Here is a 22,896-nt window from a genome sequence, read left to right on the forward strand (position 1 = left end):
CAGCAGCGTGAGCAACATTCCGGAGACCGGCCGGACCCCCCGGGTCCAGATCCGTCTCGTCATCATCCAGGTACTCGTCTTCTCCCTCCTCCTCACCCTCGGCGGCCGGCTCTGGTACCTCCAGATCCGCAACGGCGACGAATACGCCGACGAGGCCAGCGGCAACCACGTCCAGCGGGTCGTCACACCCGCCGTGCGCGGCTCGATCCTCGACGCCCGCGGTGTGCCGCTCGCCGACAACGAGACCCGCCTCGTGGTCTCCGCGTCCCGCACCGAGCTGCTGAAGATGAAGGACGACGGCGACGCCGTCCTCACCCGGCTCGCCGGCGTCCTCGGCATGAAGCCGAAGGAGGTCATGGACAAGGTCCGCCTCTGCGACTCCAAGACACCGCAGCCCTGCTGGAACGGCTCCCCCTACCAGCCGATCCCGGTCACCGACGAAGCCACCACCCAGCAGGCGCTGCAGATCCGTGAACGCTCGGAGGACTTCCCCGGCATCACCGCGGAACCCACCGCCGTACGCCGCTACACGGCCCCCGCCAAGGCACGGACCGCGCAGGTGCTCGGCTACCTGTCGCCCGTCACCGACGAGGAGATCCAGAAGGCCAAGGACAGCGAGTCGCCCTACCTGCGCTCCGACCAGGTGGGCCGCTCCGGCCTCGAGCGCACCTACGACAAGGAACTCCGCGGCCAGGCCGGCGTCACGTCCTACGAGGTCGACAAGCTCGGCCGGGTCATGGGCGAGGCCGAAGCGGACCCGGGCGTGCCCGGCTCCCACCTCGTCACCAGCATCGACGCCCGCGTCCAGGCCGTCGCCGAGCACGAGCTCCACCAGGCGATGAAGACGGTGCGCGGGGAGACCGACAAGATCACCGGTCGTCCTTACGAGGCCGACGCGGGCGCCGTCGTCGTCATGGAGGCCAAGACCGGCCGGGTCGTCGCCATGGCCTCCCAGCCCGACTACGACCCCAACGCCTGGGTCGGCGGCATCTCCGCCAAGGACTACGCCAAGCTCACCGGCAAGGAGTCCAACTACCCGCTGCTCAACCGGGCCACCCAGGGCCAGGCGCCCGCCGGCTCGGTCTTCAAGGTGGTGTCGGCGAGCGCGGCCGTGCGGGGAGGTCACCCCTTCGACGACCTCTACAACTGCAGCAGCAGCTACAGCATGGGGAACCGGAGCTTCGCCAACTTCGAGTCCCAGGGGCACGGCCCCATCACCCTCGGCGACGCTCTCAAGTACTCCTGCAACACCGTCTTCTACCGTCTCGGCCATGAGGAGTGGAAGCGCGACGGCGGCCTCAAGCCCAAGAAGGGCGCCCACGACTGGTTCTACCGGACCGCGCACGACTTCGGCTTCGGCTCGGAGACCGGCATCGACCTCCCGAACGAGGTCAAGGGCCGCATCCCCGACCGCCAGTGGAAGCAGGCCTTCTGGGAGGCGAACAAGGACTCCTGGTGCAAGCAGGGCAAGAAGGGCGGCTCCTACGTGGAGCAGATCGCCTATGAGAGCTGCCTCGAAGGCAACCAGCTGAAGGCTTTCGACAGCATCAACTTCGCGATCGGCCAGGGCGACGTGCTCATCACGCCCATCCAGCTGGCCACCGCGTACGCCGCCATCAGCAACGGCGGCACCCTCTACAACCCCACCGTCGGCAAGGCCGTCATCAGCCCCGACGGCAAAGAGATCGAAGAGATCAAGCCCGAGTCGCACGGCAAGCTGCCGGTGAACGCCGAGACCATCAAGGACCTCGACAAGGGCCTGCGCTCCGTGGTCGAGCCGGGCGGCACCGCCGCCTGGCGGTTCGGCGGCTGGCCCCAGGACAAGATCCCGATGCGCGCCAAGACCGGCACCGCCCAGGTCTACGGCAAGCAGACCACCTCGTGGTTCGCCACCTACACCGACGACTACACGATCGTCATGACGATCTCCCAGGGTGGTACGGGCTCCGGCGCGTCCGGTCCCGCCGTACGCAACATCTACGACGCGATGTACGGCCTGGACAAGGAAGGCAACCAGGACCTCAAGCGGGCCCTGCTGCCCAAGCCGCAGCAGACCCTGCCCAAGATCGCCCCGGACGGCTCGATCGACGCCCCCGAGGTCAAGCCCTACGTTCCTCCGAAGCCGAAGGACGCCCAACCAGTGCTCGCGGGAACCCCCGCGACCCGGAGGGACTGAGACATGACAGGCGCAGGCGGCTTCTCCGTCCCGGGATACGGCCCGGAGCGCGGCGGCATCTGGACCAGGCTCACCGCCCGAGACTCCGTGGTGCGCAAGCTCGACTGGCCGATGCTGCTCTCCGCGATCACGCTGTCGCTGCTCGGCGCGCTCCTCGTGTGGTCCGCCACGCGCGGGCGCACCGAACTCAATCAGGGCGACCCGTACTACTTCCTCGTCCGGCACCTGCTCAACACCGGCATCGGCTTCGTGCTTATGGTCGGGACCATCTGGCTCGGTCACCGCACCCTGCGCGGCGCCGTCCCGTTCCTCTACGGGCTCTCCGTCGTGCTCGTGCTGCTCGTCCTCACCCCGCTGGGCGCCACCATCAACGGCGCCCACGCCTGGATCCAGCTCGGCGGCGGCTTCTCCCTCCAGCCCTCCGAGTTCGTGAAGATCACGATCATCCTCGGGATGGCGATGATGCTCGCGGCCCGCGTCGACGCCGGGGACCAGGTGCACCCCGACCACCGCACCGTCGCCAAGTCGCTCGGACTCGCCGTCCTGCCGATGATCATCGTGATGCTGATGCCGGACCTCGGCTCGGTCATGGTCATGGTCGTGATCGTCCTCGGCGTACTGCTCGCCTCCGGTGCGTCCAACCGCTGGGTCATCGGCCTCATCAGCGCCGGAGCGGCCGGCGCGATCGCCGTCACAGCGCTCGGCCTGCTCGACGAGTACCAGATCAACCGCTTCGCCGCCTTCGCCAACCCGGAACTCGACCCCGCCGGCGTCGGCTACAACACCAACCAGGCGCGCATCGCGATCGGCTCCGGCGGGCTCTACGGCGAAGGGCTCTTCAACGGCCACCAGACCAGCGGGCAGTTCGTGCCCGAACAGCAGACCGACTTCATCTTCACCGTCGCCGGCGAGGAACTCGGCTTCCTCGGCGCCGGGCTGATCCTCGTGCTGCTCGGCGTCGTGCTGTGGCGCGCCTGCCGGATCGCCCGCGAGACGACCGAGCTCTACGGCACCATCGTGGCCGCCGGGATAATCGCCTGGTTCGCCTTCCAGTCGTTCGAGAACATCGGCATGGCGATGGGCATCATGCCGGTCGCGGGCCTGCCGCTGCCGTTCGTGTCGTACGGGGGCACGTCGATGTTCGCGGTGTGGATCGCGATCGGGTTGCTGCAGTCGATCAGGGTGCAACGGCCCATAGGCGCGTAGCCCTTGGGCGGGCGGCATGCCTGAACCGGGGGCGCGGCCGCCCCGGGGCCACCGGCCGGCCGTGCCGGTCCGGTCCGGGCCGGGCCGCGTGCGCGGCGCTCCCGAGGTGGTTACGGGCCGGTCCGTACCGGGCTGCGTGTGCGGCGTTCTCGGAGTGTGGCCGTCGGCCAGGTTCGTCGGCGTGGCGGGGCCCGGGCCGGCCGCTGACGCGCACCCGGCGGCCTGTCTGTGGGCTTCTGTACGAGGTGGTGCGCCTTGCGTGGCGGGGTCCGGGCCGGTCCCGGTCCTGGTGCGTGCGCCCTGCGGGGCGGGGCCGGCAGGGAGCGTGGTCGCCCCCTGCGGGGCGTGGCTGCGCCGGTACGGGGTGCGGGTGTCGGGGCCTCCGGAGGGGTGTCCGGAATGGCTGTCCTCACCGCGCTGCGCGCGAGTTGCGACGCTTTACTTCCGGACACCCCCTTTTACGACCCCGCCCCCTCCCGCCGGACAGGCCCCATCGGCCGTTGGTCTCGGGTTCGTGCGGGAGAGTCCCTGCCCGGGACGGTGGGTTGCCGCTCTGGTGCCAGGCGCGCCGGTGGGGCGTCTCGCGGCGCGGAGCTGCCGTCCTGGGGTGTGGGGGCGTCAACCCTCCTCACGGGAGGGTGAAGGTGGGCGTCAGCCCCCGTCGGGGTCCGGGGCTTGCCCCGGTTTCGGGAAGGGGCGGGGTGGGGAAAGCGACTGGGCCTGCCCACCCGGCGGTCGCGCAGTTAGATTCGATGGCATGGCGGACACCAAGCGCGAGATCGAGCGGAAGTACGAAGCCGGCCCCGACACCCCGTTGCCCGACATGACCGAAGTGGCCCGTGTGGCCGAGGTCGTAGGGAAGGGCGTGGCCGAGTTGGATGCCGTCTACTACGACACCGCCGATCTGAGGCTGGCAGCCTCGTCCGTCACGCTGCGGCGCAGAACCGGAGGCGCCGACGCGGGGTGGCATCTCAAGCTGCCCGTGGCGCCCGGAGTGCGCGACGAGATCGCGGCGCCCCTGTCCGACGGGGTGCCCGACGACCTGGTCGGCCTTGTGCGGGCGTACGCCCGGGGCCGGGAGATCGTGCCCGTGGTGCGGCTGCTGTCCTCGCGGGACGTCCAGCACCTCGTCGACGCCGACGGCGCCCTCCTCGCGGAGCTCAGCCGGGACGCCGTCGTCGCGGAGCGCCTCCATGGGGGCGAGGGGACCGCTCAGTGGGACGAGATCGAGGTGGAGCTGGCCGACGGCGGAGAGCCGTCCTTTCTGGACGCCGTCGACAAGAAGCTCAGGAAGGCCGGCGTTCGCACGGCCGTCGCGCCGTCCAAGCTGGTCAGGGCACTGACGGAGACCGGGGGCGGTCCGGCGGAGCGCCGACGGCGGGGGGATGCGCGGACGGCGGGCGATCATGTTCTCGCCTATCTGGAGAAGGAGGTCGCCGCGGTCGTCGCCCACGATCCCGGTGTGCGTCGCGACCTGCCCGACGCCGTGCACCAGATGCGGGTCGCCACCCGGCGGCTTCGCAGCGCCCTGCGGAGCTATCGGAAGGTCGTCGACCGCGATGTCACGGGGCCTCTGATCGACGAGCTCAAGTGGCTCGCGGGCGAGCTGGGCGTCGCGCGTGACCAGGAGGTGTTGGCGGAACGGCTGGCCGAGCGGGTCGACGCCGTGCCCGTGACGCTGCTCCTCGGCCCGGTCGACGCACGGCTGGCCGCGTGGGCCGCGGCCGGCGCCGCCGACGCGCGGAAGACGGTGATCGCCGCGCTCGACAGCGACCGCTATCTCGCCCTGCTCGACGCGCTGGACGCGCTGTGCGCCCGCCCGCCGCTGCTGAAGGCGGCCGCGGGAGCGCCCGCGGACGTACTGCCCAAGGCCGTGCTGAAGGAGTACGACCGGCTGGCCGCCCGTATGGACAGGGCCCTGTCGCTGCCGGCGGGGGAGGAGCGGGACCACGCCATGCACGACGCCCGCAAGGCGGCCAAACGGGCGCGGTACGCGGCCGAGGTCGCGAAACCCGCGCTCGGCAAGGCCGCGAAGCGGTTCGGGAAGCGCATGAAGGCCGTGCAGAGCGTGCTCGGCGACCACCAGGACAGCGTCGTCGCGCGGGAGGCGCTGCGTGAGCTCGCGGTCCGGGCGCATGCGGCGGGGGAGACCGCCTTCGTCTGGGGACTGCTGTACGGACGGGAGGAGGCCCGCGCCGAAGGGCGGGAGGCCGAGCTGCCCGGGGTGTGGGCCAAGGCGTCGGCCCCCGGATCCGGACGGCACTCGGCCGCTGAGTGGGCGGGTACGCTTGAGAGTCGCCCCCTTGCCAGCCCACGAAGGTTTCCATGTCTGCCGAGTCGGTCTTCCCACAGCTCGAAGCGCTGCTCCCGCATGTGCAGAAGCCCATCCAGTACGTCGGCGGTGAGCTGAACTCCACCGTCAAGCCCTGGGAGTCCTGCGACGTCCGCTGGGCGCTCATGTACCCGGACGCCTACGAGGTCGGTCTGCCCAACCAGGGCGTCATGATCCTCTACGAGGTGCTGAACGAACGCGAAGGCGTGCTGGCCGAGCGCACGTACAGCGTCTGGCCGGACCTCGAGGAGCTGATGCGTGAGCACAGGGTCCCGCAGTTCACGGTGGACAGCCACCGGCCCGTCGGCGCGTTCGACGTCTTCGGGCTGAGCTTCTCCACGGAGCTCGGCTACACCAACATGCTCACGGCCCTCGACCTCGCGGGCATCCCGCTGGAGTCCAAGGACCGCACGGTGGACCACCCGATCGTGCTGGCCGGCGGGCACGCGGCGTTCAACCCGGAGCCGATCGCCGACTTCATCGACTGCGCGGTCATCGGTGACGGTGAGCAGGCCGTGCTCGACATGACCGCGATCATCCGCGCCTGGAAGGCCGAAGGCCGCCCGGGCGGACGCGAGGAGGTCCTCTTCCGTCTCGCGAAGACCGGCAACGTGTACGTGCCGCGCTTCTACGACGTCGAGTACCTGCCCGACGGCCGCATCGGCCGTGTGGTCCCGAACAGGTCGGGTGTGCCGTGGCGGGTGTCCAAGCACACCGTCATGGACCTCGACGAGTGGCCCTACCCGAAGCAGCCGCTGGTCCCGCTCGCCGAGACCGTCCACGAGCGGATGTCCGTCGAGATCTTCCGCGGCTGCACCCGCGGCTGCCGCTTCTGCCAGGCCGGCATGATCACGCGCCCCGTGCGGGAGCGAAGCATCACCGGCATCGGCGACATGGTCGAGAAGGGTCTCAAGGCGACCGGCTTCGAAGAGGTCGGCCTGCTGTCGCTGTCCTCCGCGGACCACAGCGAGATCGGCGACATCGCGAAGGGCCTCGCGGACCGGTACGAAGAGGACAAGATCGGCCTCTCGCTGCCGTCGACCCGCGTCGACGCGTTCAACGTCGACCTCGCCAACGAACTGACCAGGAACGGCCGCAGGTCCGGCCTGACCTTCGCCCCGAGGGCGGCTCCGAGCGCATGCGCAAGGTCATCAACAAGATGGTCTCGGAGGAGGACCTGATCCGTACGGTCTCCACCGCGTACGGCAACGGCTGGCGTCAGGTGAAGCTGTACTTCATGTGCGGCCTGCCGACGGAGACCGACGAGGACGTCCTCCAGATCGGCGACATGGCGGTCAAGGTCATCGCCGAGGGCCGCAAGGTCTCCGGGCAGAACGACATCCGCTGCACGGTGTCCATCGGCGGCTTCGTGCCCAAGCCGCACACGCCGTTCCAGTGGGCGCCGCAGCTGAGCGCCGAGGAGACCGACGCGCGGCTGGAGAAACTCCGCGACAAGATCCGCGGCGACAAGAAGTACGGCCGCTCGATCGGCTTCCGCTACCACGACGGCAAGCCCGGCATCGTCGAGGGCCTGCTCTCGCGCGGTGACCGCCGCGTCGGCGCGGTCATCCGCGCCGTGTACGAGGACGGCGGCCGCTTCGACGGCTGGCGCGAGCACTTCTCGTACGACCGCTGGATGGCGTGCGCCGAGAAGACGCTGCCGGACTACGGCGTCGACGTCGACTGGTACACCACCCGTGAGCGCACGTACGAGGAGGTCCTGCCCTGGGACCACCTCGACTCCGGTCTCGACAAGGACTGGCTCTGGGAGGACTGGCAGGACGCCCTCGACGAGACCGAGGTCGAGGACTGCCGCTGGACGCCGTGCTTCGACTGCGGCGTGTGCCCGCAGATGGACACGCACATCCAGATCGGTCCGACGGGCAAGAAGCTGCTCCCGCTGACCGTCGTCAAGTAACACAGCTCGGGGACGGCCCGGCCGCGGGGAAACCTGTGGCCGGGCCTTCTTCCGTCTCGCGACAATGGGGCGATGCCGCAGCTCATCGTTCCGCATGTGCGGGTCCACGCCTCGTTCCTCGACGCGATCGCCGAGTTCGCGGCGGACGGGACGGACGCACACGCCGTACACCCGCACGAGGTCGCGGAGTTCGGCGGCACATGGCACCGGCCGGACGCTTTCGCCGACTATGTGGCCCGCCTGAAGGCCGAAGCGCTGGAGGACGGCCCGCGGCCCGAGCACTGGGTGCCGCACACCGTCCTCTGGTACGTCGACGGCGACACGTTCCTCGGCCGGCTCTCCGTCCGTCACCGGCTCACCCCCTTCCTGCGTGAGTTCGGCGGGCACATCGGCTACGCCGTGCGGCCGGGCGCCGGACGACAGGGGCACGCCACCGCGATGCTGGGCGGGGCGCTGGTCCGGGCACGGCGGCTCGGACTCGAATCCGTGCTGCTCACCTGCGACCACGACAACGTCGGTTCACGCAAGGTCATCGAGGCGAACGGCGGCGTCTTCGAGGACCGCCGAAGGGAAAAGCGCAGGTACTGGATCCGAACGGGCCTGTGATGCGTCCTCTCCGGCATGGACGTGGAAAAGCCGACGCACACCACCGCGCCCCGGCGCCACGGCGCCCACCAGGCGCCGAACGACTACGAGCCGGGTGACGGCTGCCTCGCCCAGGTCGTGCGGATCCCGGTGCGGGTCGTCGTGGTGCTCGTCGTCGTCCCGGTGCGGATGGTGTGGGACGTCCTCGTCCTCTGCGGCCGGGCCGTCGAGCGGGTGCTGCTGAGGCCGCTCGGCCGGGCGCTGGCCTGGATCTTCGAGAAGGCGCTCACCCCCGTGGCACGCGCCGTGGGGTGGGTGGCCGCCGTCGTCCTCAAGGCGTTGTTCCACTGGCCGTGGGTGGCGCTGTGGCGGTACGTGGTCGTGCCGGTGGTGACCTACGGGCTGGTGGTGCCCGTGGTGTGGGTGCACCGGCAGCTGCTGACCCCGCTCGGCCACGGCATCGCCCGGCTCGTGGAGCACCTGCTCCTCGCCCCGGCGCGGTGGATCCACCGCACGCTCCTCACCCCGCTCGGCCACGCGACAGCGGTCGTGCTGACCTGGCTCGGCAAGGCGTTGTTCTACTGGCCGTGGGTGGCGCTGTGGCGGTACGCGGTCGTGCCGGTGGTGACGTACGGGTTGGTGGTGCCCGTGGTGTGGGCGTACCGGCAGGTCCTGACGCCGCTCGGCCACGGCATCGCCTGGCTCCTGCGCGCCCTCGGCCGGGGCTTCGCATGGCTGGTGCGGACGCTGCTCGTGGTCCCCGTGGTGTGGCTCTACCGGTACGTCCTCGCCCCCGTCGGCCGTGAGATCGCGGCGGCGGTCGCCGTGGCCTGGCGCATCGCCGGCTACATCTCGCGTGCGGTCGGCCGCGGACTGAAGTGGCTCGGGTGGAATCTGGTGGGCCGCCCGGCGAGCTGGTTCTACCGCGGCGTGTGCACGCCCGTCGGGCACTTCGTGCGCGATGCCGTGTGGCGCCCGGCCGCCAGGGCCGCCGTACAGGCGGGCCGCGCGACCAGGGCGGCACTCGCATCGGCGCGCGAAACCGTACGTCAGGCACGGCGCGACGCCTGGCGCGCGCTGATCGGCACGCCCCGCGAGCCGCGGCCCGTGGTGGGTACGGCGGGTCAGGCGCGTAACCTGGGTGGCAGACAACAAACACAGACCGTTCCCGGCGTGGCGGCCGAACCCGAGATCTCCCTGCACAAGCAGGGGTGAACCGGTCGGCCCCCGGGGAGCACCCCGCACCTTGAGGGCGGCGCGCCACCCGCGCCCGCTCCACACCGAGGAGAAGAACCACTGGGCAAGCGACAGCCCGAAGGCCCGCCGCCCGCACCTGCGGTGCAGCGCATCCGACTGCGCTACACCAAGCGCGGCCGCCTCCGGTTCACCAGCCACCGTGACTTCCAGCGTGCGTTCGAGCGGGCACTGCGGCGCGCCGAGGTGCCCATGGCGTACTCGGCGGGCTTCACCCCGCACCCGAAGGTCTCGTACGCCAATGCCGCTCCCACCGGCACGGGCAGCGAGGCCGAGTTCCTGGAGATCGCCCTCACCGACCACCGCGACCCGGACAAGCTGCGCGAGCTGCTCGACGAGTCGCTGCCGGACGGGCTGGACATCATCGACGCCGTCGAGGCCCGCACCACGGGCCTCGCCGACCGGCTCACCGCCTCCGTGTGGGAGCTGCGCCTGGACGGTGTCGAGCCCGGGGACGCAGAACGCGCCGTGGCCGCCTTCCTCGCCGCCGAGACCGTCGAGGTCACCCGGAAGACGAAGAGCGGCATGCGGACCTTCGACGCCCGGGGTGCCGTCGCGGCACTCGAGGCGTCCGATAGGACCGGGGACACGCCCTGTGCGATACTGCGCCTGGTTGTTCGGCACGTGACACCTGCCGTGCGACCCGACGACGTCCTGTCCGGTCTCCGAGCTGTGGCCGACCTGGCGCCGCCGGTCCCCGCAGCGGTGACCAGGCTGGCGCAGGGGCTCTTCGACGAGGAGTCCGGCACGGTGACCGACCCGCTCGCGCCCGACCGCGAGGCAGCTCCGGCCGCTCCACAAACGGCCGCCGGAACCGCTTCTGCGACGGCGCCGGAAGGTCCCGCCGCGTAAGGACGGTCGTCGTAGCGCGGCTCTTGCACTCGGGAGCCACCTGGGTCGGGCCGCGCGCTGACACAGAAGACTTTCGCCAGGCCGTGCGTACATCGCGTACGGAACCGGCGAGCCAGACATCAGCTCCCGTGCGGCGCCCGCGCCCCGGACGGCGGCACCGCGCACATCACGCGGGCCGCGGCCGGACCGGATACAGGCGCGGCGCCCGGGAGCGTGACGGGAGAACCGCCCGCATGCTCGAGTCGAACGAAACCGGCACCGCCGGAAACAACGAGAACGAAGAGAACAACAACAGCCCCAGCGACACGCTGCCGCCGCGCCGCAGGCGCCGCGCCGCGTCGCGTCCCGCGGGAGCCCCGAAGACGGGGGAGTCCGCCGCCGCGCAGGCGCAGGCCGCCGAGGCCGTCATCCCGGCCGTGGCCGCAGTGGGCGCCGTGGTGGGCGGGTCCGGCGAGGCCGGCGAAGAGTCGCCCGCCGACGCCGGTGCCGCGGAGGCCGCGCAGGTCGCCAAGGCCGTGAGCGACGAACCCCGGGCGCGCCGTCGTGCCACCCGTAAGGCGACGGCCCCGGCCGGTTCGCCGCAGACCGCGGAGCCCGCAGAGGCCGACGCCACCGCCGGTGGCGAGGCCGAGGAAGCCGCGCCGCGCACCCGCCGCCGTGCCACCCGTAAGGCCACCGCGCCCGCCGGTGCCCCGCAGGCCGCCGAGGTCACCGAGCCGGAGACGGCCGTCGCCGAGGACGAGGACGCTGCGGCCACGCGACCCGCGCGCCGTCGTGCCACCCGTAAGGCGACCGCCCCTGCCGGTTCGCCGCAGGCCTCCGAGGCCGTGGAGCCCGACATCACCGCGGAAGCCGCGGAGCCGGTCGCCGACGAGGCCCCCGCGCCGCGCCGCACCCGCCGCCGCGCCTCCGCTCCGGCCGGTGCGCCGGCCGCCGTCGAAGCGGCACCGACCGCCGAGGCCGACAGCGCCGCGCAGGCAGCTCCGGCACAGGTGGCCGAGCAGGAGACCACGGAGCCCGCGCCGCGTGCCCGTCGCCGTGCCACCCGTAAGGCCACCGCGCCCGCCGGCGCCCCGCAGGCCGCCGAGCCGATGACCGGTGAGACGGCGCGGCCGGAGCCCGTCGCGGAGGAGGCGCCGGCCGCCGAGGAGGAGTCCGTCGCCCCCCGGCGCACCCGCCGCCGCGCCTCCGCGCCCGCCGGTGCGCCGAAGGCCGTCGAGACGCCGGCCGAGCCCGCCGTCCCGGTCGCCGAGGCCGAGGAAGAGGACGAGGAGACCACCGTGGCCGAGGAGAACGAGGCCGCCGCGGTCGAGGCCGCCGAGGAGGCACCCGCCTCCCGGCGTACCCGCCGCCGTGCGTCCGCGCCCGCCGGTGCGCCGAGGACCGGAACCGTGGAAGAGGGCGAGCCGGCCGAGGCCGAGGCGTCCGCCCCGCGCAGCCGTCGCCGTGCCACCCGTAAGGCGACCGCCCCCGCGGGCGCTCCGCAGGCCGCCGGCGAGGAGATCACGGAGGCCGGCGAGAGCCTGCCCGAGAGCGCCGTCTCGCAGATCGCCGCCGGTGAGGCGGAGGTGGCCGCCGCCGAGAAGGCCGCCACCCGCGGCCGCTCGCGCCGCCGCGCGGTGTCGCCCCAGTTCACCTCGCAGCCTGCCGCCAAGGCGGAGCAGGCCGCCGAGGAGGAGCCCGCTCGTGGTCGCCGTGCCCAGCGGCCGGCCGTACCCACCTTCCAGGCCCCGGTCTTCACCGAGCCGATGTTCCAGACCCCGGAGACGGCCGCCGCCGCGGCCGCGGCCGCGGTGACCGGCCCCGAGCCGGAAGAGGAAGAGGGGACCGCGGTGACGCCCGCGGCGGAGACCGCGGCCCCCGAGCCGGCCGGCCGCCGTCGCCGCCGCCGTCGTGGCGAGCCCGCGGAGCCCGTGGAGGCTCCCGTCGCCGAGCCCGTCGCCGCCGAGCCCGTCGTCGCCGAGGCCGCACCGGCCGAGGACGAGGCGGAGCCCGAGGAGGCGGAAGCCGCCGAGGCCGAGGAGCAGGACGAGTACGAGGACCGCCCGTCGCGCCGCCGCCGTCGTGGCGGCCGCCGTCGTCGCCGTGGAGAGGCCCCCGACGCGGACGAGTCCGCGGAGGAGCGGGCCGAGGAAGCGGACGCCGAGGCGGAGGAAGCCCAGGACGAGGGCGACGAGGAGGACGAGACCGACACGGACACGCCTTCCGCCGCCGGGACGAGCAGCAGCCGTCGTCGTCGCCGTCGTCGCCGTCGCAGCGGTGACGGTGGCACGGAGGCCGAAGCGGTCACCGACGACCCCGAGCGCACGGTCGTCAAGGTCCGCGAGCCCCGTAAGAAGGAGGAGCCGAGCGACGAGGTCCAGTCCATCAAGGGCTCGACGCGTCTCGAGGCGAAGAAGCAGCGCCGCCGTGAGGGCCGCGAGCAGGGCCGCCGCCGGGTGCCGATCATCACCGAGGCGGAGTTCCTGGCGCGCCGCGAGGCCGTCGAGCGGGTGATGGTCGTCCGCCAGAGCGGCGAGCGCACGCAGATCGGCGTCCTCGAGGACAACGTGCTCGTCGAGCACTACGTCAACAAGGAGCAGGCCACCAGCTACGTCGGCAACGTCTACCTGGGCAAGGTCCAGAACGTGCTGCCGTCCATGGAGGCCGCCTTCGTCGACATCGGCAAGGGCCGCAACGCGGTCCTGTACGCCGGTGAGGTGAACTTCGAGTCCCTCGGCATGTCGGGCGGCCCCCGCCGTATCGAGGCCGCCCTCAAGTCCGGCCAGTCGGTCCTCGTCCAGGTGACCAAGGACCCGATCGGCCACAAGGGCGCCCGGCTCACCAGCCAGGTGTCCCTGCCGGGCCGTTACCTGGTCTACGTGCCCGAGGGCTCGATGACCGGCATCAGCCGCAAGCTGCCCGACACCGAGCGCGCGCGTCTGAAGACGATCCTCAAGAAGATCGTCCCCGAGGACGCGGGCGTGATCGTGCGCACCGCCGCCGAGGGTGCGAGCGAGGACGAGCTGCGCCGTGACGTCGAGCGTCTCCAGGCGCAGTGGGAGGACATCCAGAAGAAGGCGAAGAGCGGCAACGCCCCGACGCTGCTCTACGGAGAGCCGGACATGACCGTCCGGGTCGTCCGCGACATCTTCAACGAGGACTTCTCCAAGGTCGTCGTCAGCGGCGACGAGGCGTGGGACACCATCCACGGCTACGTCTCGCACGTGGCGCCCGACCTCGTCGACCGGCTGCAGCGCTGGACGAGCGAGACCGACGTCTTCGCGGTGCACCGCATCGACGAGCAGCTGATGAAGGCGCTGGACCGCAAGGTCTGGCTGCCGAGCGGCGGCTCGCTGGTGATCGACAAGACCGAGGCCATGATCGTGGTCGACGTCAACACCGGGAAGTTCACCGGTCAGGGCGGCAACCTCGAGGAGACCGTCACCAGGAACAACCTGGAGGCGGCCGAGGAGATCGTGCGCCAGCTGCGGCTGCGCGACCTGGGGGGCATCGTCGTCGTCGACTTCATCGACATGGTGCTCGAGTCCAACCGCGACCTGGTCATGCGGCGGCTCCTGGAATGCCTGGGCCGTGACCGGACCAAGCACCAGGTGGCCGAGGTGACGTCGCTGGGCCTCGTGCAGATGACCCGTAAGCGGGTCGGCCAGGGCCTGCTGGAGTCGTTCTCCGAGACATGTGTCCACTGCAACGGCCGCGGCGTGATCGTGCACATGGAGCAGCCGACGTCCGTGGGCGGCGGCGGTGGCGGGAAGCGCTCGAAGAAGCGCGGCCGTGGTGCCGCGCAGGAGATCGAGGGCCGTACGGAACCGGTCGAGACCGAGGCCGAGACCGAGCTCGAGACGGAGGCGGAGGTCGCCGCCGAGGCCGCGGCACCCGTGGCGCTCGCGGAGCCCGACTTCGTACCGGACGAGGAGCTGTACAGCAGCGCGGCGGAGGCCGAAGCGGCCGCCACGCGCGGCCGTGGCCGTCGCCGTGCGACCCGCAAGGTGTCGGCCCCGGCAGGCGTCACGCCGAAGGCCGCCGAGCCCGTGTCCGAGCCGGAGGCCCCGGCGGCACCCGTCGCCGCGGAGGCCGCGCCGGCCGTGGCGCCGGTGGAGGAGGCGGCCCCCGCGGGCCGTACCCGTCGCCGTGCCACGCGGAAGGCGTCCGCTCCGGCGGGCCCGCCCGCGACGTCGGAACCGACCGTCGTGGAGACGACCGTGCCGGTCGCACCGGCCCCGGCCGAGCCGGAGGCGGCCCCGGCCGCTCCCTCCCCGGTCGTGGAGGAGGCGCCGTCCGCGGCTCCGCCGCGTGCCCGCCGCCGGGTGACCCGCAAGGTCACGGCTCCCGCGGGCTCGCCGTCGGGCGCCGAGGAGGCCGCGGTCGTCGTGGTCGCCGCGGAGCCCAAGGCCGCCGAGCCTGAGGCGGCCCTGCCCGAGGAGACCGGAGCCGAGGCGCCGGCGGCCAAGAAGGCGGCCCGCAAGACCGCCAAGAAGGCCACGGCGAAGAAGGCGGCCGCCAAGAAGACCACCACGGCCAAGAAGACGGCTGCGAAGAAGACGACGGCGAAGAAGGCCTCCAAGAAGACGGTCGCCGCCGAGCAGACGCCGGCCCCCGGCGTCTCGTCGGACACGACGGAGGCGTAGTCGGTCGCACGGCACATGTAGTACGGCGGTGGGCTCCTCTCCTGCGCGGAGGGGGGCCCACCGCCGTTCCGTGGCGGCGTACCGGCTGCGACGTACGGCAGGGCCCGGAACACCCCCGGCAAGCGGCCTGACCCGGTTCGTGCGGCGTTCGCACGGCTGCGCACACCGCGGACGGCGGGATCGTGCCCGACCGCAGGAGCCGGGCGGGGAGCGGCCGGTGAGCCTGGGAGTCGGAGGTGAGGGGCCGGTTTGACCCTCCGAGCGGCGGCCCGTAACCTTGACCCTCGGCGTGTTTCCTTACACGTCCACTCCTGAGCACCTCCCTCCCGCCCGCCGGGAGAGGCCGCTCGTCCATTCCGGAACGTCATGGGCCCCAGGCCCGTGCGAGCGGCTGGCATCAGGAGTTTCGTTCGAGCGAGAGAGAGATCCGCGTGTACGCCATCGTGCGCAGCGGTGGTCGCCAGCACAAGGTTGCTGTCGGCGACATCGTTGAGGTTGACAAGATTTCCACTGCCAATGTTGGCGACACGGTCGAGCTCTCGACCCTGCTCGTTGTCGACGGCGACGCCGTGACCAGCGACCCGTGGGTGCTGGCCGGTATCAAGGTCACGGCCGAGGTCGTGGACCACCACAAGGGCGCGAAGATCGACATCCTTCGCTACAAGAACAAGACCGGCTACCGCCGCCGCCAGGGTCACCGTCAGCAGTACACGGCGATCAAGGTCACCGGCATCCCCACGGCTGCGAAGTAAGGGACTGAGGAGAGATGGCACACAAGAAGGGCGCATCGTCCACCCGGAACGGTCGCGACTCCAATGCCCAGCGGCTCGGCGTGAAGCGCTTCGGCGGTCAGGTCGTGCTCGCCGGTGAGATCCTGGTCCGCCAGCGCGGCACCCACTTCCACCCCGGCGCCGGCGTCGGCCGCGGCGGCGACGACACGCTGTTCGCGCTGCAGCCGGGTGCGGTGGAGTTCGGTACCCACCGTGGCCGCAAGGTCGTGAACATCGTTCCGGTCGCCTGACCGGAATCCTTCACGAGGGGCGGACCTCACTTCCCGTACGGGAAGCGGGTCCGCCTTTCGTGTGTTGAAAGACAGACATTACGTACGTACGTCACACGTCATCACTGGAGGCACATCCATGACCACCTTCGTGGACCGCGTCGAGCTGCACGTCGCCGCGGGTAACGGAGGCCACGGCTGCGCCTCCGTTCACCGGGAGAAGTTCAAGCCGCTCGGCGGACCGGACGGCGGCAACGGCGGCCGTGGCGGGGACGTGATCCTGGTCGTCGACCAGTCCGTCACCACTCTGCTCGACTACCACCACAGTCCGCACCGCAAGGCCACCAACGGCAAACCCGGTGAGGGCGGCAACCGTTCCGGCAAGGACGGCCAGGACCTGGTCCTGCCGGTCCCCGACGGCACCGTCGTCCTCGACAAGGACGGCAACGTCCTCGCCGACCTGGTGGGCCAGGGCACGACCTTCGTCGCCGCCGAGGGCGGCCGGGGCGGCCTCGGCAACGCGGCGCTCGCGTCCGCGCGCCGCAAGGCCCCCGGCTTCGCGCTGCTGGGTGTGCCCGGTCAGACCGGGGACATCGTGCTGGAGCTCAAGACGGTCGCCGACGTGGCGCTCGTCGGCTTCCCGAGCGCCGGCAAGTCGTCGCTGATCTCCGTGCTCAGCGCCGCCAAGCCGAAGATCGCGGACTACCCCTTCACCACCCTCGTGCCGAACCTGGGCGTCGTCACCGCGGGTTCGACCGTGTACACCATCGCGGACGTCCCCGGACTGATCCCGGGTGCCAGCCAGGGCCGCGGCCTGGGCCTGGAGTTCCTGCGCCACGTCGAGCGATGCTCGGTGCTCGTGCACGTCCTGGACACGGCGACGCTGGAGTCCGACCGTGACCCGGTCTCCGACCTCGACGTCATCGAGGAGGAGCTGCGGCAGTACGGCGGCCTCGACGACCGGCCGCGCATCGTCGTCCTCAACAAGGTCGACATCCCGGACGGTCAGGACCTCGCCGACATGATCCGCCCCGACCTCGAGGCGCGCGGCTACCGCGTGTTCGAGGTGTCGGCGGTGGCGCACAAGGGCCTCAAGGAGCTGTCCTTCGCGCTGGCCGAGATCATCGCGGAGGCGCGGGCCGCCAAGCCCGTGGAGGAGGCGACCCGGATCGTGATCCGCCCGAAGGCGGTCGACGACGCGGGCTTCACCGTCCGGCAGGAGGAGGACGGTCTCTTCCGGGTGCGCGGCGAGAAGCCGGAGCGCTGGGTGCGCCAGACCGACTTCAACAACGACGAGGCCGTCGGCTACCTGGCCGACCGCCTCAACCGCCTCGGTGTCGAGGACCAGTTGATGAAGGCGGGTGCCCGCGCCGGTGACGGCGTGGCCATCGGCCCCGAGGACAACGCGGTCGTCTTCGACTGGGAGCCGACGATGATGGCGGGTGCGGAGATGCTCGGCCGCCGTGGCGAGGACCACCGCCTCGAGGCGCCGCGTCCGGCCGCGCAGCGGCGGCGCGACCGCGATGCCGAGCGGGACGAGGCTCAGAAGGAGTTCGAGGGCTTCGACCCCTTCTGAGCCTCCGGCTCTGATCCTCCAGGCGCAGGGTGAGCGCCCGCGGCGGCCGGCATCCCCGAGGTGCCGGGCGACCGGGCCGCCCCCGGGCCGGCGGCCGGGCCCGTACCTACGGGCCCGGCCGCCGAGTGCGGGACACCGGCTCCGACACGGCGCACATACTCCGCGCGCCGGTCGTTCTCCGGCCCGGGCGGACGGTTCCTACGGGCCGTGTGCCACGGTCCGGCCACGGTGGCGGGATACCGCGCCCAGCGGCCCGGAGGGTAGGGAACACCGGTCATACTGAAGGTGTTCACGTTTCCTTCCGATCACGTTCAAGGAGTCGCCCGCAGTGCGAAATCCCGAGGCACCCCGGCTGCTTGGGGTCTACCGCCGAGCCGTACCGGAGAGTGTGCGGCGGGCGATCGTCTCGCAGGTCGATGCTGATGTGCGTCGCCGTCTGAAGACGCGTATAGCCAATGGCACCGCCGTCGCGGAGCGTATCCGTGCCGGCCGCGTGGCCCGGCGTTACGAGGCCCTCGCCTCAGGGCCCGACCGCGCTGTGATCTCCGTCGGCCAGGAACTGAAGGTGGCGCTGGTGGCGGTGGGGACGACCCCGCTGCAGGCCCGCCGGGACAATCTCTCCGCCGTGCTGCAGGTGCTGGCCGGGGCCGGCATCGACCACTTCTGTGTACGGGGCCGTTCGGACCGCGCGTCCGCTGTGGCCGTCCGTGTCGAGGACCGCGCGGAGGTGCTGAAGGCGCTCGCCGCCGCCTGCCGTGAGGAGCCCGGCTACGCCACCGAGGTCCGGGGCAACGGCCCGGCTCCCCGGAGCTCGCTGCCCGGCTACGAGGCCTCCACATGGCGTCGGCTGCGTGAAGCGGAGATCGTCCGCGTCACCTGGTACCGCACCGACCCCACCCGCCAGTTGAAGCTCGGCGCGGAGTACGGCTGCGACATCGAGTTCTGGCACGAGGAGGAGGGCCTGCTGACGGCCCCGCGGCCCGGGAAGCTCACTGCGGCCCTGCCGCTCGAAGGCGGGACCGTCACGGTGTCGGAGGCGTACTTCACCGACCTCGCGCCCCGTGACGCCGCCGACGCGGCACAGGTGCCCACACGGGCCGAGCTGGCCGTCGTCCCCACCGACACGGTCACCTTCCCCGTCGACGTCGTCTACACCTGGGTGGACGGCGCCGACCCCGCGTGGCTGCGGCGCCGGGCCGAGTTCTCCGGCGAGGGCTATCACGCGGAGGCGGCCAACGCCGCGCGTTACCTGAGCCGCGACGAACTGCGTTTCTCCCTGCGCTCCTTGCACATGTACGCGCCGTGGGTGCGCAACATCTACCTGGTGACGGACGACCAGACCCCGGACTGGCTGAACACCGAGGTGCCGGGACTGAAGGTGGTCAGCCACAAGGAGATCTTCCGCTCCCCGAACCTGCTGCCCACGTTCAACTCGCACGCCATCGAGAGCCAGCTGCACCACATCGAGGGGCTCGCCGAGCACTTCCTCTACTTCAACGACGACGTGATGCTCGGCAGCGAGGTGACGCCCCAGGACTTCTTCCTCTCCAACGGCCTCACCAAGTTCTTCCCGTCCCCGGCGCTGGTGCCGCTCGGTGAGCGGACCACCGACGACCCGCCGGTCGCGGCTGCGGGCAAGAACAACCGCCGGCTGATCGAGGAACGCTACGGCGCGGTGCTCGTGCAGAAGATGAAGCACATGCCGCACGCGCTGCGCCGCAGCGTGCTCACCGAGATCGAGTCCGAGTTCGAGGCGGAGTACCGCCGCACGGAGGCGAGCAGGTTCCGCAGCATCGACGACATCTCCATCGCGTCGTCGCTGCACCACTACTACGCCTTCCACACGCAGCGGGCGGTGCCGTCGAAGCTGCCGTACAGCTACCTGGACCTGACGCACCCGTGGACGGAGGCGCGGCTGGGGCGGCTGCTCGCCAACCGCGACAAGACGGTGTTCTGCGTCAACGACACGGTGTCGACGGAGCAGGACGTGACGGGCCAGAAGGACCTGATCACGCCGTTCCTCGAGGCGTACTTCCCGGTTCGGAGTCCGTTCGAGAAGTAGCGGGGAAGGCACCGACCGCATGAAGGAGGGGCTCCTCGTCCGTACGGACGAGGAGCCCCTCCTTCATGCGTTGTCGCCTCAGCTCCGCTCGAACCGCGACGGGACCGGGAAGTAGGCGTTGAGGAACGCGCGCAGCACGCGGTCCTGCTCGTCGACGGGCACCTCGGCGTCCGCGGACTCCCCGATGCAGAAGACGTCGTGGCTCCGGGCGGCCAGCAGCCTGCTGAGCACCGAGTGGTGCTCGTAGTTGCCGACGTTGATGTAGCTGCAGGAGATGGCGGACGGCACGGAGCGGCCCGTGAGGTAGCCGTAGTGGTGGTGCAGCGACGAGGTGATCGACAGGTCGGTGTTGGCACGGAACGGATTACGGGCCGTCGCCGAGACCTCCTCGGGGAACCGCTCGGCGATCTCCGAGAGCACACTGCGGCGCAGCGGGTGGGGGGCGTGCAGGAAGCCGTGGGTGGCGACCCGGCCGAACGCCTCCTCCAGCAGGGCCCGGTTGTTCTTCGCGGCGGCGAAGTAACCCTCGTCGTCCGGCGACGGCTCGCTCGGCGGGACGGGGGTCGGCGAGCGGAACAGCTTCGCGACACCGTTGCTGAGGAAGAAGGAACCGGCCGAGAGCGGGCGGCCGATGAACACGTCGTCGTTGAAGTAGAGGAAGTGCTCGGCCAGTCCGTCGATGCGGTGCAGCTGGCTCTCGATGGCGTGCGAGTTGAACGTGGGCAGCCACGACTGGTCCGGGAACATGTCGCGGTGGCTGACCACCTCGATGCCGGGCTGATCGGTGTCCAGCCACTCCGGGGCCTGGTCGTCCGTCACGAGGTAGATGTTGCGCACCCACGGCGCGAACATCGCCAGTGACCGCAGGGAGTAGCGCAGTTCGTCCCGGTTACGGAAGCGGACGTCACCGCTGTCGGCGTCGTCGACCGGCATGTCCAGACGGCGGCGGACGTTGTCGCGCCGCTCCCGCCACGCCGGGTCGGTGTCGTCGACCCACGTGTAGACGACGTCGACGGGGAAGTCCACGTCCCACATCAGCTGCTTGGTGAACTGGGTCAGCGTCGGGTAGTCGTGCTCCCCGACCTGGAGTTTGGCCGTGGGCTCCAGGGAGGGCAGACGGCGTCCGAGGAGCGTGTTGGAACGCGGGCTGTTCCGCCAGCCGTCGTCGTCCTCGTCCCAGAACTCGACGGTGCATCCGTACGCGGGGCCGTAGCGCAGCGTACGGCTCTCGCTCGTCACCGGCTTGAAGACCCGTACACCGGCGATCTCACCGACGCCTTCGAGCCGTTCGGCCAGCACGGCGCCGGGTGCGGCACCCCGCGGGGTGATCAGTTCGCCGTAGACGGGCTTGCCCTGCAACTCGGTCGCCAGCGCCTGGAGGGCACGGGCGCGCTGCTCGAGGGGCACGGCCAGAAGGTGCGCGAGGCCGTCGTTGCGGACGAGGACGAAGGGGACACCCGAGTCCTCGAAGGCCTTGGCGGTTATCTCCAGGTTGAGGTTGGCCATCGTCGGCCCGTCGATGTCGTCCCGCTCTTCGGCGAGACGGCCGGCGGAGCGGATGAGCGACCGGTTCTGTGCCTGGATCAGTACCTCGCGCGCCTTCTGCTCGTCCGCGGAGTTCGCCAGCAATGAGACGGGGGCGGCGACGCTGAAGCTCTTGGTACCGCCTAGGGCGATGCGCATGGCGGTGCGATCGGCACGGTCGGCGAGGCGCTTCTCAGAGTCACGCCGGGCGACGAGGCGCTCGAAAAGCTCCTCCCACTGCGCCGTGATCTTCTCGCCGGAGAAGCGCTCGTCGACCCCGGTCCTGGCCGCCTTGCCGAAGGCGTGCCGAGTGGCGTCGTCCTCCATCAGGCGGGACATCGCCGCGGCCAGGGAGTCGATGTCGCCCGGCGGTACCAGCAGTCCGTCGACGTCGTGGCGGATGATCTCGGCGGGGCCGGTCACGATGTCGTAGGCGATCACCGGAACACCCGCGGCGAACACCTCCAGCAGCACCAGGGGGAAGGCCTCGTTGCGCGACGGCAGCAGGCACAGGGAAGCCTTCGCCCACTCCTGCTCCATCTGGTCGGAGCGGCCCATGAGTTCGACCTGCGAGTGCATGCCGAGGCCCTCTACGAGGCGACGCAGCCGCACCTGCTGAGGACCGTCGCCGAAGATGCGCAGCGTCCAGTCGGGGAAGTCCGCGGAGACCCTGTGGAAGGCATGGATGGCATGGTCCAGCTGCTTCTCCGGAGTCATCCGGGCAGCCAGGACGATGGTCCTGCTCTCCAGGTCGGACCGCGGGCGGAAGCCGTCGGGGACCGCGTTCGGGATGGCGACCAGCTCGGGCGCGGCGCCCTTGAGGGAGTCGGCGAACCAGTCGTTCGTGCGCTCGGTGAGCGAGACGAGGGCGTCGATGCGGGGCGCGTAGACGAGAAGAGGCTCACCGGAGACGCCGCGGAGCTGGGAGGCGCGGTGCTCCTGGTGCACGGTGACGACACGCGCCGGTGCGAGGTCGGCGACGGCGGCCATGAGCGCCGGCGTGGTCGTGACGAGGACATCGGTGTCCAGCGAGCCGAGTGCCCTCGTCATCTCCACGTCGGAGAGGCGGTTGAAGGTGCTCTCCCACGCCGGCTTGATGATCTCGCTGGGCAGGGAGGCCAGCGTGCGGCAGGCCTCCGCGTCGAGCGCGGAGTCGCGTACGGGCCGCTCGCGCCCGTCCGTCCGGTCCACCAGGTAGCGCCGCTCGACCTTCCGGGCGGCTGCGAAGAACGGTTCCTGCCGGGTCTTGAAGACGCTGAGGACTTCCACCTCGTGGCGTGGCGCGAGATGGATCGCCTGGGTGTAGGCGGCCATCTCGGTGCCGCCCATCTCATCGCCCCAGGTGAGCAGAAACGTGATCTTCATGCGACTTCCTCTGTGCTGCGGGGCGCGGGTACGAGTTCGGCACAGCTGACGGAAAGCGCGCCGGCCGCCGTGAGATGAGCGTGCACCCGCAGAAGAGAGCCGTTGTCGAGGGCGACGATACGGAAGGGGGTGCGGTGGACCTGCCGGGGATGACGGACATCGGTCAGGTGGCGGGCGATCCTGAGCCGGCTCCTGCCGAGCCGCAGGTACATGTCCCAGGTCCGTGCTGCCCCCCCGCCCATCTTGTCGAGGGGCACGTCGAAGGTGAACCGGTCGCCCTGCCACTCCGGTCTGGTGGTGACGGTCTTCTGGTTGCCGCGGCGCACAACGGCCTCGACCGTCCCGGAGGCTTCCGAGGGAGCGCAGCCGATGAGCCTGCCGTGCACGGTGACCCGGTCCCAGCGCAGATCGAACGAGG

General features: G+C 71.4%; 13 protein-coding genes and 1 pseudogene. 12 read left to right on the top strand and 2 right to left on the bottom strand.

The genetic code is table 11. From position 1 onward, the window contains the following. The first annotated feature begins 7 nt into the window (after positions 1-7). The 12 genes and pseudogenes from mrdA to GLX30_RS23545 all read left to right on the top strand — a co-directional run bounded on the left by mrdA (position 8) and on the right by GLX30_RS23545 (position 19,589). Complete coding sequence (mrdA, locus tag GLX30_RS23490; protein ID WP_159692059.1) at positions 8-2,176, top strand: penicillin-binding protein 2; 2,169 nt, start codon at positions 8-10, stop codon at positions 2,174-2,176. 3 nt (positions 2,177-2,179) lie between these two features. Continuing rightward, a complete protein-coding gene (gene rodA / locus GLX30_RS23495; RefSeq protein ID WP_159692061.1) occupies positions 2,180-3,382 on the top strand; it encodes a rod shape-determining protein RodA in 1,203 nt (400 codons plus the stop codon). A gap of 757 nt (positions 3,383-4,139) precedes the next feature. Further along, positions 4,140-5,792, top strand: a complete 1,653-nt coding sequence (locus tag GLX30_RS23500) for a CYTH and CHAD domain-containing protein (protein WP_159692063.1) — start codon at positions 4,140-4,142, stop codon at positions 5,790-5,792. Then, positions 5,708-7,632 (top strand): annotated as a pseudogene (locus tag GLX30_RS23505) (TIGR03960 family B12-binding radical SAM protein). The gene GLX30_RS23500 and the pseudogene GLX30_RS23505 overlap by 85 nt, the downstream one beginning before the upstream one ends. A 72-nt stretch (positions 7,633-7,704) precedes the next feature. Beyond that, the gene (locus GLX30_RS23510; protein WP_159692065.1) at positions 7,705-8,238 is read left to right on the top strand and encodes a GNAT family N-acetyltransferase; all 534 of its coding nucleotides are present in this window, start codon (positions 7,705-7,707) and stop codon (positions 8,236-8,238) included. A gap of 15 nt (positions 8,239-8,253) precedes the next feature. After that, positions 8,254-9,432, top strand: a complete 1,179-nt coding sequence (locus tag GLX30_RS23515; protein ID WP_244258265.1) for a hypothetical protein — start codon at positions 8,254-8,256, stop codon at positions 9,430-9,432. 123 nt (positions 9,433-9,555) lie between these two features. Continuing rightward, a complete protein-coding gene (locus GLX30_RS23520) occupies positions 9,556-10,323 on the top strand; it encodes a TIGR03936 family radical SAM-associated protein (RefSeq protein WP_159692067.1) in 768 nt (255 codons plus the stop codon). Between the two features lie 233 nt (positions 10,324-10,556). Continuing rightward, positions 10,557-14,951 (top strand): Rne/Rng family ribonuclease, encoded by a 4,395-nt coding sequence (locus GLX30_RS23525; protein ID WP_159692069.1) that lies wholly within the window; start codon positions 10,557-10,559, stop codon positions 14,949-14,951. A gap of 431 nt (positions 14,952-15,382) precedes the next feature. Next, the gene (gene rplU / locus GLX30_RS23530) at positions 15,383-15,703 is read left to right on the top strand and encodes a 50S ribosomal protein L21 (protein ID WP_005317674.1); all 321 of its coding nucleotides are present in this window, start codon (positions 15,383-15,385) and stop codon (positions 15,701-15,703) included. Positions 15,704-15,717: 14 nt separating this feature from the next. After that, complete coding sequence (gene rpmA / locus GLX30_RS23535; protein WP_005317677.1) at positions 15,718-15,972, top strand: 50S ribosomal protein L27; 255 nt, start codon at positions 15,718-15,720, stop codon at positions 15,970-15,972. A 118-nt stretch (positions 15,973-16,090) separates the two neighbouring features. After that, positions 16,091-17,527, top strand: coding sequence for a GTPase ObgE (obgE, locus tag GLX30_RS23540; RefSeq protein ID WP_159692071.1), 1,437 nt, complete (start codon positions 16,091-16,093; stop codon positions 17,525-17,527). Positions 17,528-17,855: 328 nt separating this feature from the next. Further along, the gene (locus GLX30_RS23545; RefSeq protein WP_159692073.1) at positions 17,856-19,589 is read left to right on the top strand and encodes a stealth family protein; all 1,734 of its coding nucleotides are present in this window, start codon (positions 17,856-17,858) and stop codon (positions 19,587-19,589) included. A gap of 78 nt (positions 19,590-19,667) precedes the next feature. Here GLX30_RS23545 and GLX30_RS23550 read toward each other — a convergent pair whose 3' ends face one another. After that, the gene (locus tag GLX30_RS23550; RefSeq protein WP_159692075.1) at positions 19,668-22,478 is read right to left on the bottom strand and encodes a stealth conserved region 3 domain-containing protein; all 2,811 of its coding nucleotides are present in this window, start codon (positions 22,476-22,478) and stop codon (positions 19,668-19,670) included. Further along, positions 22,475-22,864, bottom strand: a complete 390-nt coding sequence (locus GLX30_RS35445; RefSeq protein WP_244258266.1) for a hypothetical protein — start codon at positions 22,862-22,864, stop codon at positions 22,475-22,477. Before GLX30_RS35445 ends, GLX30_RS23550 begins: the two co-directional genes overlap by 4 nt. Positions 22,865-22,896: the final 32 nt, after the last annotated feature.

It is taken from the genome of Streptomyces sp. Tu 2975 (assembly GCF_009832925.1).
Classification (GTDB): domain Bacteria; phylum Actinomycetota; class Actinomycetes; order Streptomycetales; family Streptomycetaceae; genus Streptomyces.

Coding starts and splice junctions, on each gene's coding strand:
- rodA (WP_159692061.1), top strand. CDS start 2,180: ATGACAGGCGCAGGCGGCTTCTCCGTCCCGGGATACGGCCCGGAGCGC.
- GLX30_RS23500 (WP_159692063.1), top strand. CDS start 4,140: ATGGCGGACACCAAGCGCGAGATCGAGCGGAAGTACGAAGCCGGCCCC.
- GLX30_RS23510 (WP_159692065.1), top strand. CDS start 7,705: ATGCCGCAGCTCATCGTTCCGCATGTGCGGGTCCACGCCTCGTTCCTC.
- GLX30_RS23515 (WP_244258265.1), top strand. CDS start 8,254: ATGGACGTGGAAAAGCCGACGCACACCACCGCGCCCCGGCGCCACGGC.
- GLX30_RS23525 (WP_159692069.1), top strand. CDS start 10,557: ATGCTCGAGTCGAACGAAACCGGCACCGCCGGAAACAACGAGAACGAA.
- rpmA (WP_005317677.1), top strand. CDS start 15,718: ATGGCACACAAGAAGGGCGCATCGTCCACCCGGAACGGTCGCGACTCC.
- obgE (WP_159692071.1), top strand. CDS start 16,091: ATGACCACCTTCGTGGACCGCGTCGAGCTGCACGTCGCCGCGGGTAAC.
- GLX30_RS23550 (WP_159692075.1), bottom strand. CDS start 22,478: ATGAAGATCACGTTTCTGCTCACCTGGGGCGATGAGATGGGCGGCACC.